Origin of the sequence: Mycobacterium sp., from assembly GCF_032162605.1 — a bacterium.
GTDB lineage: Bacteria > Actinomycetota > Actinomycetes > Mycobacteriales > Mycobacteriaceae > Mycobacterium.
The window spans coordinates 1-15,326 of record NZ_JAVROT010000263.1 but is presented as its reverse complement, the minus strand read 5'-3'; the positions used below and the strand labels follow the sequence as shown (position 1 = coordinate 15,326).

Annotated in this window: 14 protein-coding genes and 1 pseudogene; 6 read left to right on the top strand and 9 right to left on the bottom strand. The window is 68.6% G+C overall.

All coding sequences use genetic code 11. The features are described 5' to 3' along the window. The 4 genes from QOI01_RS15750 to QOI01_RS15735 all read right to left on the bottom strand — a co-directional run. On the bottom strand, window positions 1-661 hold a 661-nt coding region (locus QOI01_RS15750), incomplete at its 3' end, for a DUF222 domain-containing protein (RefSeq protein ID WP_526382447.1). A 181-nt stretch (window positions 662-842) separates the two neighbouring features. Next, the gene (locus QOI01_RS15745; protein WP_526382445.1) at window positions 843-1,706 is read right to left on the bottom strand and encodes a pseudouridine synthase; all 864 of its coding nucleotides are present in this window, start codon (window positions 1,704-1,706) and stop codon (window positions 843-845) included. Next, a complete protein-coding gene (locus QOI01_RS15740; protein ID WP_526382449.1) occupies window positions 1,703-3,454 on the bottom strand; it encodes a glycerol-3-phosphate dehydrogenase/oxidase in 1,752 nt (583 codons plus the stop codon). The genes QOI01_RS15745 and QOI01_RS15740 overlap by 4 nt, the downstream gene beginning before the upstream one ends. Window positions 3,455-3,561: 107 nt before the next feature. Next, window positions 3,562-4,977, bottom strand: a complete 1,416-nt coding sequence (locus tag QOI01_RS15735) for an NAD(P)H-quinone dehydrogenase (RefSeq protein WP_526382443.1) — start codon at window positions 4,975-4,977, stop codon at window positions 3,562-3,564. Between the two features lie 177 nt (window positions 4,978-5,154). Here QOI01_RS15735 and QOI01_RS15730 point away from each other — a divergent pair, with 177 nt between their 5' ends. Continuing rightward, the gene (locus QOI01_RS15730; RefSeq protein ID WP_526382442.1) at window positions 5,155-5,628 is read left to right on the top strand and encodes a gamma-glutamylcyclotransferase family protein; all 474 of its coding nucleotides are present in this window, start codon (window positions 5,155-5,157) and stop codon (window positions 5,626-5,628) included. Window positions 5,629-5,837: 209 nt separating this feature from the next. Here the strand turns inward: QOI01_RS15730 and QOI01_RS15725 are convergent, their stop codons facing one another. Together QOI01_RS15725 and QOI01_RS15720 are read right to left on the bottom strand one after the other, a co-directional pair. Beyond that, window positions 5,838-7,007 carry an amidohydrolase gene (locus QOI01_RS15725; protein ID WP_526382440.1) on the bottom strand — a complete coding sequence of 390 codons (1,170 nt, stop codon included), beginning with the start codon at window positions 7,005-7,007 and terminating at the stop codon, window positions 5,838-5,840. Window positions 7,008-7,038: 31 nt separating this feature from the next. Further along, entirely contained in the window at window positions 7,039-8,217 is a 1,179-nt protein-coding gene (locus QOI01_RS15720) for a M20 family metallopeptidase (RefSeq protein WP_526382438.1), read from the bottom strand. A gap of 68 nt (window positions 8,218-8,285) precedes the next feature. Here QOI01_RS15720 and QOI01_RS15715 point away from each other — a divergent pair, with 68 nt between their 5' ends. Then, window positions 8,286-9,092 (top strand): purine-nucleoside phosphorylase, encoded by an 807-nt coding sequence (locus QOI01_RS15715; protein WP_526382436.1) that lies wholly within the window; start codon window positions 8,286-8,288, stop codon window positions 9,090-9,092. Here QOI01_RS15715 and QOI01_RS15710 read toward each other — a convergent pair. After that, on the bottom strand, window positions 9,038-10,138 hold the full coding sequence (locus QOI01_RS15710) for an AbrB family protein (protein ID WP_526382434.1): 1,101 nt from the start codon (window positions 10,136-10,138) through the stop codon (window positions 9,038-9,040). The genes QOI01_RS15715 and QOI01_RS15710 overlap by 55 nt on opposite strands. A 49-nt stretch (window positions 10,139-10,187) precedes the next feature. Here QOI01_RS15710 and QOI01_RS15705 point away from each other — a divergent pair, with 49 nt between their 5' ends. Together QOI01_RS15705 and QOI01_RS15700 are read left to right on the top strand one after the other, a co-directional pair. Continuing rightward, complete coding sequence (locus tag QOI01_RS15705) at window positions 10,188-10,712, top strand: MarR family winged helix-turn-helix transcriptional regulator (RefSeq protein ID WP_526382432.1); 525 nt, start codon at window positions 10,188-10,190, stop codon at window positions 10,710-10,712. 26 nt (window positions 10,713-10,738) lie between these two features. Continuing rightward, window positions 10,739-12,265: pseudogene (locus QOI01_RS15700) on the top strand (phospho-sugar mutase); the annotation flags it as partial. On the opposite strand, the gene upp reads toward QOI01_RS15700, so the two are convergent. Beyond that, entirely contained in the window at window positions 12,247-12,870 is a 624-nt protein-coding gene (gene upp / locus QOI01_RS15695; RefSeq protein ID WP_526382430.1) for a uracil phosphoribosyltransferase, read from the bottom strand. The pseudogene QOI01_RS15700 and the gene upp overlap by 19 nt on opposite strands. A 50-nt stretch (window positions 12,871-12,920) precedes the next feature. On the opposite strand from upp, the gene QOI01_RS15690 reads away from it, so the two are divergent. Together QOI01_RS15690 and QOI01_RS15685 are read left to right on the top strand one after the other, a co-directional pair. Next, window positions 12,921-13,217, top strand: a complete 297-nt coding sequence (locus QOI01_RS15690) for a hypothetical protein (RefSeq protein WP_526382428.1) — start codon at window positions 12,921-12,923, stop codon at window positions 13,215-13,217. Between the two features lie 3 nt (window positions 13,218-13,220). Next, the gene (locus tag QOI01_RS15685; protein WP_526382426.1) at window positions 13,221-14,321 is read left to right on the top strand and encodes a C40 family peptidase; all 1,101 of its coding nucleotides are present in this window, start codon (window positions 13,221-13,223) and stop codon (window positions 14,319-14,321) included. Between the two features lie 6 nt (window positions 14,322-14,327). On the opposite strand, the gene QOI01_RS15680 is transcribed toward QOI01_RS15685, so the two are convergent. Then, window positions 14,328-15,326 (bottom strand): AMP-binding enzyme (locus QOI01_RS15680; RefSeq protein ID WP_526382424.1); only part of this gene is annotated, 999 nt, incomplete at its 5' end.

The window sequence follows — 15,326 nt, the reverse complement described above, 5'->3', positions numbered from 1 at the left end:
CGTCGGGGTTGCCCATGCCGGGGGCGGCGAGCTTGGCCAGGATCGGTTCGACGGTGGCGCGCCACTGCGGGTCGACCCAGCCGGTGAGCTTGCTCATCCCGTCGACACCTTGCGGGCCCAGGGTGATGGTTCGCTTGCGGGCGCGTTCGGTGTCGTCGGGTTCGGGCCCGTCCTGATCGATGACGGTGAGCAGCAGTTTGGCGGCCTTGCGGAGCTCGTCAGGCCCGAAGTCTCGGGCCACCCGCACCAGGGGAGGCCTCGGCCTGCTCCTGGGTCGTGGCGTCGACCCAGCCGGGGAGCCGGGTGAGGGTGGCACGGATGACGTCGACGTGTTCACGTCGACGTGTTCGGCGCCGATTCTGCCCTCGGTTTGGGCGGCCGCCACTTTCGCCAGCGCCGGTTGCAAGGGTGTGCCGTTCAATGCGGTGCGCGGCCCGAGGTCGGTGGCCTCGTCCAGGCGCCGCGTGGCGTCGGCGCCCGAAATCCGCAGCCGGCTCTTCAGCACGGCCTTCCACGACTTCACACCCAACTCGACCGGGGAGGCTTCACGTTGCAGACCGGCGATGATCCGGTGAGCGACGGTCGGTGTTCTCCACGACACGGTTTCCATCTTGTCGAGGACGTGCAGGAGTTCGGGCGGGGTCAGGGCGTCGAAGGACACCTTGCCAGCGTGTCGACGGCCGTCAGGAAACCGTCGACCGCCGCGGCGATCTGCTCGCGATCGTGGACGGAACCCGAACTCATGCATCGAACACTAGGGCGCTCCACCGACAAGAAACCCCGGCTTTGTGACGTCTGAAACCAATGTGGCACAAGGGATTCAGCCAGACCGCTCGCCCCTACTACAGGACCCGGGCGCTTTCGAAAGTCCGGCGTTCGCCAGTCAAGGGGTCGTCGAACTGCAACCGCCGGGCGAGCAGCGCCAAGGGTGCCGAGAAGTCACCGGACACGACGTCGAGCACCCGCGGGTAGAGCGGATCCCCGAAGATCGGCAGCCCCAGCGACGCCATGTGCACGCGGAGTTGATGGGTCCGGCCCGTCCGTGGCGTCAGCAGGTATAGGCCGTCGCCAAGGTGCTCGACCAACGTCTCGGCGTTCGGCTCACCCGGCTCCTCGTAGGCCTGAAGTCGGCCGCGTTCCTTGATGATTCGGCTGCGCACCACGGTCGGCAGCTCGAGGGCCTGGTCGACGGCGGCCCGCGCCAGGTATGCCTTGCGCACCTCGCCTCGGGCGAACAGCGTCTGATAGTCACCCCGTACCTCGCGGCGGGCGGTGAACAACAGCACACCCGCAGTCAGCCGGTCCAACCGGTGCGCGGGATTGAGCTCGGGCAGATCGAGTTCTCGACGCAATCGCACCAGCGCGGTCTGCGTGACGTGTCCGCCCCGCGGCATGGTGGCCAGGAAGTGCGGCTTGTCGACGACGACGATGTTCTCGTCGCGGTACAGCACCGGGACGTCGAACGGGACCGGCACCTCGTCGGGCAGGTCGCGGTAGAGGTAGACGTGCGAGTTCGGCGGCAGCACCGTGGCCGCGGTGACGACACTTCCGTCGGCGGCGAGCACCTCGCCGCCAAGCACCTTGGCTGCGGCTGCCTCGCCGAACCGATCCGCCAACTCCACCAGCACGCCGCCACCGCGCAACCGCACCCTCGCCGGACCAAGCCCGTCACGATCAGGCAGCGGCGCAGGGCGGGCGCGCCTCACGTCAGCGGTACCGGCTCGAGGATCTCCGCGCGCGCCTCGGGGGCCGCGGCACGCAACGAGTCGGCGGATTCGTCGTCGGGCTGAGTCTGTGACATCACCTCTGCCTCGACGCGGGCCAGATAAGTGGCAACCTCGCGGGCGACGTCCTCGGAGCTCCAACCCAGCACGGGGGCAACGACTTCGGCGACCTCGCGGGCGCAGTCCACACCGCGGTGCGGATACTCGATCGAGATGCGCATCCGCCGAGCCAGGATGTCCTCGAGGTGCAGCGCACCCTCGGCCACCACGGCGTACCACGCCTCCACCTTCAGATACACGGGCGCCTCGGTGATGGGCGTCAGCAGTTCGGGGCGTCCCTCCGCCATGGCGAGCACCTCGCCAATCAGCGAGCCGTAACGGTCAAGCAGGTGTCGCACACGGTATGGGTGCAGTTGGTAGTGCGAGCCGACGTGCGCGGTCTGATTGATCAGCGCGAAGTATCCGTCGGCGCCCATCAGCGGCACCTTCTCGGTGATCGACGGGGCCACGCGGGTGGGAACGAACTCGGCGGCCGCGTCGATCGCGTCCTGCCCCATCACGCGATAGGTGGTGTACTTGCCACCCGCGATGGCGACCAGGCCCGGGGCGGGCACGGCGACGGCGTGCTCGCGCGACAGCTTCGAGGTCTCCTCGCTCTCCCCCGCCAGCAGCGGTCGCAGGCCCGCGTAGACGCCGTCGATGTCATCGTGCGTCAGCGGCGTGGCCAGCACGGTGTTGACGGTCTCGAGGATGTAGTCGATGTCGGCCTTGGTGGCCGCGGGGTGGGCCAGGTCCAGATTCCAGTCGGTGTCGGTGGTGCCGACGATCCAGTGCGTGCCCCACGGAATGACGAAGAGCACCGATTTCTCAGTCCGCAGGATGATCGCCACCTCGCTGACGATTCGGTCCCGCGGCACCACGATGTGCACGCCCTTTGACGCCCGCACGCGAAAACGGCCACGCTGCTTGGACAGTGCCTGGATCTCATCGGTCCAGACACCGGTGGCGTTGACGACGACGTGGCCGCGGACGTCCGTCACGGCACCGTCCTCGGAGTCGCGAACGCGGACGCCGGTGACGCGGTCACCCTCGCGCAGCAGCGAGACCACCTGGGTCGACGTACGCACCACCGCGCCGTAGTGCGCCGCGGTGCGGGCCACCATCATGGTGTGCCGTGCGTCGTCGACGACGGTGTCGTAGTAGCGGATGCCGCCGATCAGCGAGCTGCGCTTGAGTCCAGGAGCCAGCCGCAGTGCGCCCGCCTTAAACAGATGCTTCTGTGCGGGGACGGATTTCGCGCCGCCCAGCTGGTCGTAGAGGAAGATCCCGGCAGCCACGTAGGGCCGCTCCCACAGCCGCCTGGTCAACGGGAACAGAAAGGGCAGCGGCTTGACGAGGTGAGGCGCCAGCGTCGTCAACGAAAGCTCCCGCTCGTGCAGCGCCTCGCGCACCAGGCCGAACTCGAGCTGTTCGAGATAGCGCAGACCGCCGTGGAACATCTTCGAGGACCGGCTCGACGTGCCTGAGGCGAAGTCGCGCGCCTCGACGAGCGCCACCTTGAGGCCTCGGGTCGCCGCATCGAGCGCTGCACCGGCGCCGACGACTCCACCGCCGAGGACGACGACGTCGAACTGCTCGGCGCCTAGGCGCTCCCACGCTTGGGCACGCAGTTCGGGGCCAAGAAGGGTCTGCCCATTGCCCGGACCGGGGATCGGGTCAACTGCGCCGATGGTTCGCTCGCAAGCATCGCTCACAGCCAAGGACTCCTTGTTACTCGTCGGTAGGCGCTGCTGGTACGAGCCTACGTGCCTTTACCCGATCGGCGCGGGTTCCTCGTTCAGTCGAGGTCGTCGTGAGCCATCAACCGCCGGGCCGCCTCGACCGTCGAGCCCGACAGCGACGGGTACACCGACAGTGTCTGTGCGAGGTCAGTCACCGAGATCCGGTTCTGCACCGCAAGGGCTATCGGCAGGATCAACTCCGACGCGATCGGCGCGACGACGACGCCACCGATGACGACACCGGTCGCCGGACGGCAGAAGATCTTGACGAAGCCCCGGCGCAGAAGCGACATCTTGGCGCGGGCGTTGGTGGTCAGCGGCAGCATCAGTGTGCGGGCTGGCACGGCCCCGTCGTCGATCGCCGTCTGGGGCACGCCGACCGCGGCGATCTCGGGGCGGGTGAACACGGCGGCCGCAACGGTGCGCAGCCGAATCGGCGACACTCCCTCACCAAGGGCGTGGTACATCGCGATGCGGCCCTGCATCGCAGCCACCGATGCCAGCGGCAGGAGCCCCGTGCAGTCGCCCGCGGCATAGATACCCGCCGCCGTGGTCCGCGAAACACGGTCCACTTCAAGGTAATTGCCCCGACCGAGGTCGATTCCGACCTTCTCGAGGCCGAGGCCTTCGGTGTTCGGCACGGAGCCGACGGTCATCAGCGCGTGGCTACCCTCGACGGTGCGCCCGTCGGCGATCGAGACCCTGACTCCGTCCGCGGTACGGCTGACCGTGTCCGCGCGCGCGTTCTTGACGAGCTGCACGCCGCGTTCGGCGAACGTCTCCTCCAGCACCGCGGCGGCGTCGGAGTCCTCGTGAGGCAGGATCTGGTCGCGGCTGGCCACCACGGTGACCTTGACGCCCAGCTCCGTGTAAGCGCTGCAGAACTCGGCTCCGGTGACGCCGGAGCCGACGATGATGAGATGCTCGGGCAGCTCGGTGAGGTCGTAGAGCTGGCGCCAGTTCAGAATCCGCTCCCCATCGGGCACGGCGTTCGGCAGGACGCGGGGTCGGGCGCCGGTGGCGACCAGTACGACGTCGGCCTTGAGCACGCCGACCTTGCCGTCGGCTGTGGTGACTCTCACGCGGTGGTGCGCCATGCCAGGGATGTCGTCGACGAGTTCACCGCGGCCGTGCACGATGCTGACGCCCTCGCGCAGCAGGTTGGAGCCGATGTCGGCCGACTGCGACCTGGCGAGCGTCTTGACGCGGTTGTGGATCTGCTCGAGCGAGATCTTGGCGTCCTCGATCGCGATGTCGAAGCCGAGGCCGTTGGCGCGGCGCAGTTCGGTGCGCACGCCAGTCGACGCGATGAAGGTCTTGGACGGCACGCAGTCCCAGAGCACGCATGCACCACCGATGCCGTCGGAGTCGACGACGGTGATCTGCACGGTGGCGGGACCACGGCCCGCGGCGACGAGTGCAGCCTCATACCCGGCGGGGCCACCGCCGATGATCACGATGCGGGTAACCACCGCCTCAACTTAGTACCCCGGGAACGCGTGACTTCCCTTTGCGAACGAAAGCCACAGCCCCCGTCACTGCGCTCCTGGCCGCCACAACCGATTCCCCCGTCGCTGCGCTCCTGCCCGCCACAACCGATTCCCCCGTCGCTGCGCTCCTGCCCGCCACCACCCCTTAGGCTTGCCCCCGTGCCGATCTACGCCGCCTACGGATCGAACATGCATCCGGAGCAGATGCTGCAGCGCGCGCCGCATTCCCCGATGGCGGGAACCGGCTGGCTGCACGGTTGGCGACTGACGTTCGGCGGCGAGGATCTCGGCTGGGAGGGCGCACTGGCCACCCTCGTCGAAGATCAGCTGTCGAAAGTCTTCGTCGTGCTCTACGACATGACCAAAGAAGACGAAGAGAACCTCGACCGCTGGGAGGGTTCGGAGCTCGGCTTCCACAAGAAGATCCGCTGCCGGGTGCACCGGGAGTCCTCGGACACCAGCACCGATCCCGTGCTCGCCTGGCTGTACGTGGTCGACGCCTGGGAGGGCGGCATACCGTCAGCGCGCTACCTCGGCGTGATGGCCGAGGCCGCCGAGATCGCGGGCGCACCCGAGGAGTACGTAAACGATCTACGCAATCGACCGGCCGGCAACGTCGGACCAGGGACGTAACCCGCTCGTCGGCCCCATTTCCACGCCACCCCCCTTCCGCGCGAGCGTGCGCGTCTGTACCCGACACGCCGAATCTTTCCGCGAGTCTGCGCACGCTCGCCGCGCCCGAGCGCCCATGACTCGCAGGTGACGCGCTCGCGAGCGTGCACGAAATGCCGATGCCCGTCGGCGTGTCGCGGAGCAGACACGCACGCTCGCGGGAGGAGGGCTCAGAGCCCGGCGGACTGCTCAACGATGTTGGTGAACACCCGAACCCCGACCCCCAGCGCCCGCTCGTCCAGGTCGAACGTCGGCTGGTGGAGATCCAACTGCGGACCGTACCCCGGCCACACGCCCAGTCGCGCCATCGCCCCTGGCACGTCCTCCAGGTACCAGGAGAAGTCTTCGCCTCCCCCGGACTGCCTGGTGTCGGTCAACACGTCAGGCCCGATGGCCTCGATCGCGTGGGTGAAGATCCGGGTCGAGACCTCCTCGTTGACCACCGGAGGCACGCCCCGGCGGTAGTGCACGCTGTACTCCACCTGCAGCGGCGCCAGCAACGACGAAACGATCTCGCGGACGAGCTCTTCCATCACCACCCAGGCCTCGCGGCTGGCGGTGCGGATGGTGCCGGCGACGCTGCCGGTCTGCGGAATCGCGTTGGCGGCCACGCCTGCGTTGACGGCTCCCCACACCATCACGGTGCTGTTGCGCGGGTCGACCCGCCGCGACAGCACGCCGGGAACGCCCGTGATCAGAGTGCCAAGCGCGTAGACGAGGTCACCCGTCAGGTGCGGTCGCGAAGTGTGGCCGCCCGGTGAGTGCAGCGTGATCTCCACCTGATCGGCCGCCGAGGTGATGGGGCCTGGCCGCACGGCCACCTTGCCAACCTCCAGCCGCGGATCGCAGTGCAGCGCGAAGATCCGCGACACTCCATTCAGCGCACCCGCGGCGATCGCATCGATGGCGCCGCCGGGCATCAGCTCCTCGGCGGGCTGGAAGAGCAGGCGCACGCCGACCGGCAGTTCGGGCACCGAGGCCAGGGCGAGCCCCGCGCCGAGCAGGATCGACGTGTGCCCGTCGTGGCCGCAGGCGTGTGCGACGTTGGGCACGAGCGACGTGAATGGCGCGCCCGTCCGCTCGGCCATCGGCAGCGCGTCCATGTCAGCCCGCAACGCCACCCGCGGCGCGTTTTCGGGCCCGAAGTCGCACGTCAGTCCTGTGCCGCCGGGCAGAACCTTCGGGTTCAGGCCGGCGTCCGCCAAATGCGCTGCGACGAACTGCGTCGTCTCGAACTCCTGGCGGCCCAACTCCGGATGCTGATGGATGTGCCGGCGCCACGCCACCAGCTCGCCGTAGTGTGTGGCCAGCCACGTCTCGGCGTACTCGCTGACGTTCATGCGCGATCCCGCTCTGCTGCTCGCTGAAGAGTCACGAGCGATCCGCCTTCAGTCGCAGCACCCGGTCGCGCTCCGTGGGCGTCTCGGCCAGCTCGACGACAGTGCGTGCCAGCATGACGGCTCCCTCGATGACGGCCTTGTCGGCGCTCGGCCCAGCCGCGGCGACAGTGAACGCAGGCTGGTGGATCGATGCGCCCTCGGAATCGATGCCGACGATCGGGTGGATACCCGGCATGATCTGGGTGACGTTGCCCATGTCGGTGCTGCCGAGCGGCAACGCGGCCTCCACCTCCACCCCGACTGGGGCCCGGCCGAACCGGATCATCTCGGCGCGGAACACGTCGGCAAGCCACTGGTCGGGCATCAGCTCCAGGTAGGACGGCTCGGTCGCCTCGACCTGATGGCCGCAACCCGTGGCCACCGCGCCCGCGAGGAAACAGTCAGACATCCTGCCCTCCAGCTCACGCAACGACCCGGAGTCGTTGGCGCGCATCGTGTAGTGCATCTCGGTGCGTGCCGGGATGACGTTGGTTGCCTGACCGCCGTCGGTGATGATGCCGTGCATCATCTGGCCGGGCGCCAGCTGCTGACGCAGCAGACCGATTGCCACCTGGGCCACCGTGATCGCGTCGGCGGCGTTGAGTCCCAGATACGGCGCGACGGCGGCGTGCGCCTCGCGTCCGACGTATTCGACGGCCACCTGCGACAGCGCCAGCGACCGGGCGCGGGCGATGTCGATCGGACCGGCGTGCAACATCACCGTCACCGCAATGTCGTCGAACGTGCCCGCCTCGAGCATCAGGGCCTTTCCGCCGCCGGCCTCCTCGGCGGGCGTGCCGAGCAGCACCACCGTCAGGTCCAGTTCGTCGGCGACCTCGGCCAGCGCCAGCGCCGTCCCGACCGCAGAGGCCGCGATGATGTTGTGCCCGCAGGCGTGGCCGATACCGGGCAGGGCGTCGTATTCGGCGCAGATGCCGACGACCAGCGAGCCGCTGCCGAAGTCGGCACGGAACGCGGTGTCCAATCCTCCGGGCGCAGCGGTGATCTCGAATCCGCGCTCGGCGACCAGTGCCTGCGTCTTGGCGCAGCTGCGGTGTTCGGCGAAGGCGAGCTCGGGCTCGGCGTGGATGGCGTGCGACAGCTCGATCAAGTCGCCACGACGTCGCTGGACTGCGTCCTCGACGGTCGTCGACGCTGTGGCGGTGGGCATCGGAGCAGTATCTCACCGTCCGCTTTGCGCTTCGCGCGAGCGCTCATCCGCCGCTAGGCTGCGGCGCTGTGAGCAGTGCGCCGTCCGATCCACAGGCCGTCGCCGACGCGGCGGCCGCCGAACTCCTGCGGCGCACCGGCGTGGACGGCTTCGACGTCGCCGTCGTCCTCGGCTCGGGATGGGCGCCCGCGGCAGCGGAGCTGGGTGAGCCGTCCGTCGTCGTCCCGATGGCCGCTCTTCCCGGTTTCAGACCGCCGACCGCTGCGGGCCACGGCGGCACGTTGCTGGTGGTGTCTGTCGGCACCAAGCGGGTCCTGGTACTGCTGGGCCGCATTCACGCCTACGAGGGCCATGATCTGCGCCACGTCGTCCATCCCGTGCGCACCGCGTGCGCCGCGGGTGCCGGCACCGTCGTACTGACCAACGCCGCAGGTGGGCTCCGGGCCGATCATTCGGTGGGTCAACCCGTGCTGATCAGCGACCACCTCAACCTCACCGCGCGCTCGCCGCTGGTGGGCGCCCAGTTCGTCGACCTCGTCGATGCGTATGCGCCGCGGCTGCGAGCTCTGGCGCACGACGTCGATCCGACGCTGGCCGAAGGTGTCTACGCGGGGCTGCCCGGCCCGCACTACGAGACACCCGCCGAGATCCGGATGTTGCGCACACTCGGCGCCGATCTGGTCGGCATGTCGACGGTGCACGAGACCATCGCGGCGCGGGCGGCGGGCGCCGAGGTGCTCGGGGTCTCGCTGGTGACGAACCTGGCCGCGGGCATGACGGGCGAACCGCTCAGCCACGTCGAGGTACTCGAGGCGGGCCGTCAGTCGGCGACGCGGATGGGTTCCCTGCTCTCCGAGGTGCTGGCCCGTCTGTAGCCGATCCACGCGGTCAGCCTGAGGAATCCGCGCGCCATCAGCGGCGCGGCGAACAACATCAGGAGCACCCGCACCACCTGGGCGGCGATGATGAACGTGACGTTGGATCCGGTCTCGACCGCCGTGGCCAACACGGCATAGATGCCGCCAGGGCTGGTGGACAGGTAGCCCTCGAGCGGGCTGATTCCCGAGACGTGCGCCAGGAGGATGCCAAGGCCCGCGGTGGCGGCGTTGAGCAGGACGATCAGGCCCACCGCGGCAGGTAGGGCACGACCGATCGCGCGGATCGATTCACGCGTGAACGCGACACCGGCCTGCCAGCCGATCACGGCGTACCCGAGCTGCACCAAGACGAGCGGCACCGACAGCCCGAAGGACACCCCGGTCAATTCCAGCGCGATGGTCAGCGTCATGGGTCCGAGCAGACCGGCGCCGGGCAACCGGATGAGTCGGCCGCCCGTCGCCCCGACCAGCACGATCACGGCGACCATCGAGATGCTGAGATACCAAGGCGCCGCATCATTCTGGGGAGGTGCAGCGGACTGTCCGGTCCTCTCGGCGCGGTAGACGAAGGCGACGATCAGCGGCATCGACGCGGTGATCAACGCGACCCGCAGATACTGCACCACGGCCACCACGCGGTCGTCACCACCCAACTCGCGAGCGATTGCGACCAGGCCGGAGGCACCGCCCGCGACGAGCGCCAACGCCCCGGTGAGCGGGCTCACGTCACGGTGCAGACCGAGCAGTGCGCCCGCAACGACGCTCAACAGGAGGGTCGCCAGCGCGACACCGAGCACGATCGGCCAGTCCGAACCCAGCGCCGTCAACGCGTCCCGATGGACCATCGTCCCGATGTAGACGCCGAGCACACCCTGCGCGGCGGCGCCAGCCTTGCGCGGGACGCCCGACGGGGCGAACGACAGTAGCGCCAGCACGATGCCGACGACGAGTGCCGCGAACAATGCCGCCGACGGCACGCCGACGATGGTCAGCGGCAAGGTCACCGCGACAGTGACCACCACCAACAACGCCCAACGCATCATTACCCCAAGTATGCCCTTGTCAATTGCTTGTCGCAAACTGACGTTCATCATGCTATTGCCAAGGTATAACTTGGTAGTGACCATCGAGCGGACGAAGAACGCCACCGACCTTCGCGAGTCGATCATGGCGCTCACCCGACAGCTGCGCAGGCACCGCCCCGACAACGGCCTGACGTTGAGTCAGATGCAGTTGCTCGGTGAGATCAGCCGCTCGGGCGTGACGACCCCGGCAGAACTCGCTGCACGCATGCACGTCCGGGTTCAGTCGCTCACCGACGGCATCAACGAGCTGGAGGCGCGGCGACTGGTGTCGCGGCGAACCGATCCCGATGACCGGCGTCGACAGCTCATCGAGACGACGGTCGACGGGTCAACCCTGCTCGACGCCGACCGCGCCGACCGCGACGCCTGGCTGGACGCCGCCATGCGCGAAACCCTGACCGATCTCGAGTTCGATCTGCTGATGCTCGTGGCCCCGGTGCTCCGAAAACTCGCCGACGGCGATGAGCGCCCGCGCGAAGAGCATGCCACCCCAGATGAGCATGTGGCTACCGATGAGCGCACCGCACAATGAACGCCATGACCAGCCCCTCCCCGCTTCCCCTGACGTTCGGTACGGCAGGGCTGCGGGGACCCATGCGTGACGGTCCCGGCGGCATGAACGTCACGACCGTGACGGCAGCCACGTGGGCGCTGGCCAAGGTGCTGAAGGACCACGCCGCGGGCGCGGCACATGCCGCAAGCCTGGGTGGCTCGACCGTCGTGGTCGGCCGCGACGCCCGCCACAACTCCGACGACTTCGCCCTGGCTGCCGCTGAAGTGCTTGCTGCCGAGGGCTTTTCCGTGATCCTTCTGCCCGATCCGGCTCCGACGCCGGTCGTGGCGTTCGCCGTCCGACGCCTGGGCGCTACCGCGGGCATCCAGATCACGGCATCGCACAATCCGCCCGCGGACAACGGCTACAAGGTATACCTCGACGGCGGGCTCCAGATCGTGCCACCGAGCGACCGCGAGATCGAAGCGGCGATGCGGATCGCACCGGCCGACGTCGCCCGTGCCGAGGTGACACCGGCGAACACCGACCTCATCGTGGAGTACGTCCGTCGCGCCGCCGCGGTGAGACGTGGCACGGGTGACGTTCGCGTCGCGCTGACACCGATGCACGGCGTCGGCGGGGAGCCCGCTCTGCTGGCCCTACGCGAAGCGGGCTTCACCGATGTCCACGTGGTCGCCGAGCAGTATTCGCCCGACGCGGACTTCCCCACCGTTGCGTTCCCCAATCCGGAGGAAGCGGGCGCTACCGACCTGCTCCTGGCACTCGCGGCCGAGGTCGACGCCGACGTGGCAATCGCCCTGGACCCCGACGCCGACAGGTGCGCGGTCGGCATCCCGACGGCCTCGGGCTGGCGGATGCTATCTGGAGACGAAACTGGTTGGCTACTAGGCGATTACATCCTTTCGCAGACGGAGCCGGGCGACGTCATGTCGAGCAGTGTGGTGGCCAGCACCTTGGTGTCCTCGCGCATGCTGGCCGCGATAGCCGCAGGCCACGGCGCCCAGCACGTGGAGACGCTGACGGGGTTCAAATGGCTTGCGCGCGCCGACGCGGGCCTCGCCGGAAGTACGCTCGTCTACGCCTACGAAGAGGCGATCGGCCACTGCGTCGACCCCGCCGCCGTGCGAGACAAGGACGGCATCAGTGCCGCGGTGCTCGCGTGCGATCTGGTGGCCGTGCTGCGCAACGACGGCCGAACGCCGTCCGACGCTTTGGATGCGCTGGCACTGCGCCACGGCGTACACACGACGTCCGCGGTGTCGGTGCCCGCCGACGCCGCCCTGATGAAACGCCTTCGAACGTCACCATCCGCCCGCTTGGGAGGCGAGCCGGTGCAGGTCACCGATCTGCTGGAGCGCAGCGGCCATCAGCGCACCGATGCGCTGATCTATGAGGGTGATTCAGTACGGGTCGCGATTCGGCCGTCGGGAACAGAGCCGAAGGTCAAGGCATACCTCGAGATTCGCCTTCCGCCGCGTGACGACCTGACGGCCGCCCGCGAGGCCGCGGCCCAACGGCTCGACGATCTGCGGACCGACGTGATCGGACTGCTTCAGCGCGGACCGAACTGACGGTCCCCCGCATCGCCGAGGCCAGGAACGATGTAGGCGACGTCGTTGAGCCCGTCGTCGATCGCCGCAGTGTAGAGCCGCAGGCTGGGGGACGCCTTCTCAAGGGCTGCAATGCCTTCCGGCGCACACACGACGCAGACCGCGGTGATGTCGACGGCGTTGCGGTCGTGCAGCAGTCCGAGGGTGTGCGCCATCGAACCACCGGTGGCCAGCATCGGGTCGAGCACCATCACCGGAACGTTGCTCAGGTCGTCGGGCAGCGACTCCAGGTACGGCGCGGGTTGGGCCGTCTCCTCATTCCTGGCGATGCCCACGAACCCGACGTGAGCCTCGGGGATCAGAGCGTGCGCCTGGTCGACCATCCCGAGACCGGCGCGCAGCACCGGTACCAACAACGGCGGCCGGGCAAGGCGCGATCCGACGGTCTCGGCGAGCGGGGTGCGGACCGCGACGGCTTCGGACGCGGCGTCACGGGTGGCCTCGTAGACCAGCATCATCGTGAGGTCGCGCAGTGCGGAGCGGAATCCCGCGTTGCCGGTGCGTTCGTCCCGCAGCGTGGTCAGCCGCGCTGCGGCCAATGGGTGATCGACAACGTGCACGTCCATGCGCCCAGACCCTAATGGAACCAGCGCGCCCTGGCCGCCGTCATAACCTCGTGCTCGCCGATATCTCTGACATTCACGCGTTCAGCGTCGCCCTGCATCGCCATGCGGACGACCTCGCCTCGGTCGCCGCCGAGCTGACCGCCGCGCGGGTGTCCGCAGACGCCTTCGGTTCGGTCGGATTCGGCTTCGTGACGGCACTGAACGACGCATTGACTCGGGAGGCCTACCACGTCGCGCAACTCGCCGGAGGCCTGTCGGCGGCGAAGTCCAGCGCAGGAGCGGCCGCCGATGGGTATGAGGCATCCGAACACCATGTGGGACAGTCCATCTCGGAACTGGGGGCCTAGCCGATGCCGAGCGCCCTGGTGCGCGGGCTGTCCGCTCCGCTACGCGAGCTGCAGGCGACGGTGGGAACGGGTACGCCCGAAGCCGCAGAGGCACTGACGGGCATCCGCAACGCCCTGGGCGACGTCGCCGTCGCCACGGATCGGTCGTGGCAGCGGACTCGGTGGCACGGCGATGCCGGTGAGGCCGCCGCCGAGTTCACCAGCGCGACCGTGGCGGCCGTCGACGCGCTGGCCAGCCGAGCCGGCCGTCTCGGCGAGGCGGCGACGAACGCCGCGGACGCCGTGGCCCGCGCCCGGGAGCGACTGCAGGCGATCATCGATGAATTCGAGTCGCGTGCCGCGGCGCTCGAGGCCGAGATCGACGAACCGGGCTCCGCGGACGAACTCATCGCGGAGGCCCGCCGCGCGCTTTCCGAGGCCGAAGCCGTCGTCGACGAGTTGCGCGCCGAACTCGACGGCCATCAGACCGCCGTGGCCGAACCCACCACCGGCGCGATGCAGACGATGCCGACGATGCCGATGGGTGCGTTGCCCAGCCTTGGCGGCGGCCTCGGATCCGGCTCGGGCTCGGGAGCCGGCTTGGGAGCGGAATCCGGCTTGGGCAGCTCGGAGCCTGCCGGCTTCTCGGGGTCGTCCGGCACGAGCCCCGACTCGTCGTCGGGTCTGTCCGACGGCGGTCGGCCACTCGCCGATCCCGGCATGTTCGGCAGTGGCGTCACCCTGCAACTCCCCGACGGCAGCACGGCGACGGCGCCCAACGCGGTCGCCGCAAGCGCGGTCCGGCACGCACTGACCCAGTTGGGCGTGCCCTATGACTGGGGCGGTACCACCCCGGGCGTTGGCCTGGACTGCAGCGGCCTCACTCAGTGGGCGTATCACGAAGCGGGACTGGACCTTCCGCGGCTCGCCCAGGAGCAGGACATCGGCGCGGCAGTCGATCAAGCGTCGTTGCGCCCCGGCGACCTGGCGGTGTGGGACGGACACGTCGCGATGGTCGTGGGCAACGGCTTGATGATCGAGGCGGGTGATCCCATTCATCTTTCTGCGATACGGACCACCAATGCGGGACAGGGTTTTCAGGGCTTCTGGCGGCCAACGGCGTGACTGGCCCTACCTCAGCCGCGCGTCGAGCTCACTGGCGAAGCCGACGAACCAGTCGAGTGAAGAAGGGTTCGCCATCGCGTCACGGTTGACCACCTCGTCGGGTGAGTGTCCGAGCAGGATCTTCTTCACGGGCACTTCCATCTTCTTGCCGGTGAGCGTGCGCGGTACCTCCTGGACCACGATGACGTCATCGGGCACGTACCTCGGCGACAGCTCGGTGCGGATCGCCGCAAAGAGCCGCGAGCGAAGATCCGGCGAAACCGCTTCGTCGCCGTCCCGCAGCACGACGAAAAGCGCCAGGAAGGAAGGCCGCCCCAGGTACTCGAGGTCGATCGCGAGCGAGTCGAGAACTGCCGGGAACTCCTCGACCACCCGATAGATCTCGCTTGTGCCCATGCGGAGCCCGTGCCGGTTGATCGTCGAATCCGAGCGGCCGTAGATGATCCCGGTGACGGACTCCGGTCGCGGGACCAACCGCAGCCAGTCGCCATGCCGCCACAGACCCGGATAGGTCTCGAAGTAGCTTTCGCGATAGCGCTTTCCGTCGTCGTCGCCCCAAAAGTAGAGCGGCATCGAAGGCATCGGTTCGGTGACGACGAGTTCGCCCACTTCGTCGACCAATTCCTTGCCTGAGTCGTCCAGCGCATGCACCGCGACGCCGAGCCCGCGGCACTGCATCTCACCGGCGTACACCGGCAGAATCGGGCAAGAGGTCAAATACGCGGCTCCCGGATCGGTCCCACCGGAGATGCCGGCAAGCAGCATGTCCTGCCTCACATTTCGGTACACCCAGTGGTATGCCTCGGCCGTCAGTGGTGATCCGGTCGACCCAAGCGTGCGGACTGCGGAGAGGTCGTAGTCGCTGCCCGGAGATATGCCGGCTTTGATGCAAGAGGACAAGTAGGCCGGGCTGGTGCCGAGGAAAGTGGCACGTTCGCGTGCGGCGAAGTCGAACAGCGCTCCAGCGTGTGGATGTCCGGGGTTGGCGTCGAGCTGCAAGATCGT

Coding starts and splice junctions, on each gene's coding strand:
- QOI01_RS15725 (WP_526382440.1), bottom strand. CDS start 7,007: ATGAACGTCAGCGAGTACGCCGAGACGTGGCTGGCCACACACTACGGC.
- QOI01_RS15720 (WP_526382438.1), bottom strand. CDS start 8,217: ATGCCCACCGCCACAGCGTCGACGACCGTCGAGGACGCAGTCCAGCGA.
- QOI01_RS15710 (WP_526382434.1), bottom strand. CDS start 10,138: ATGATGCGTTGGGCGTTGTTGGTGGTGGTCACTGTCGCGGTGACCTTG.
- QOI01_RS15705 (WP_526382432.1), top strand. CDS start 10,188: ATGCTATTGCCAAGGTATAACTTGGTAGTGACCATCGAGCGGACGAAG.
- upp (WP_526382430.1), bottom strand. CDS start 12,870: ATGGACGTGCACGTTGTCGATCACCCATTGGCCGCAGCGCGGCTGACC.
- QOI01_RS15685 (WP_526382426.1), top strand. CDS start 13,221: ATGCCGAGCGCCCTGGTGCGCGGGCTGTCCGCTCCGCTACGCGAGCTG.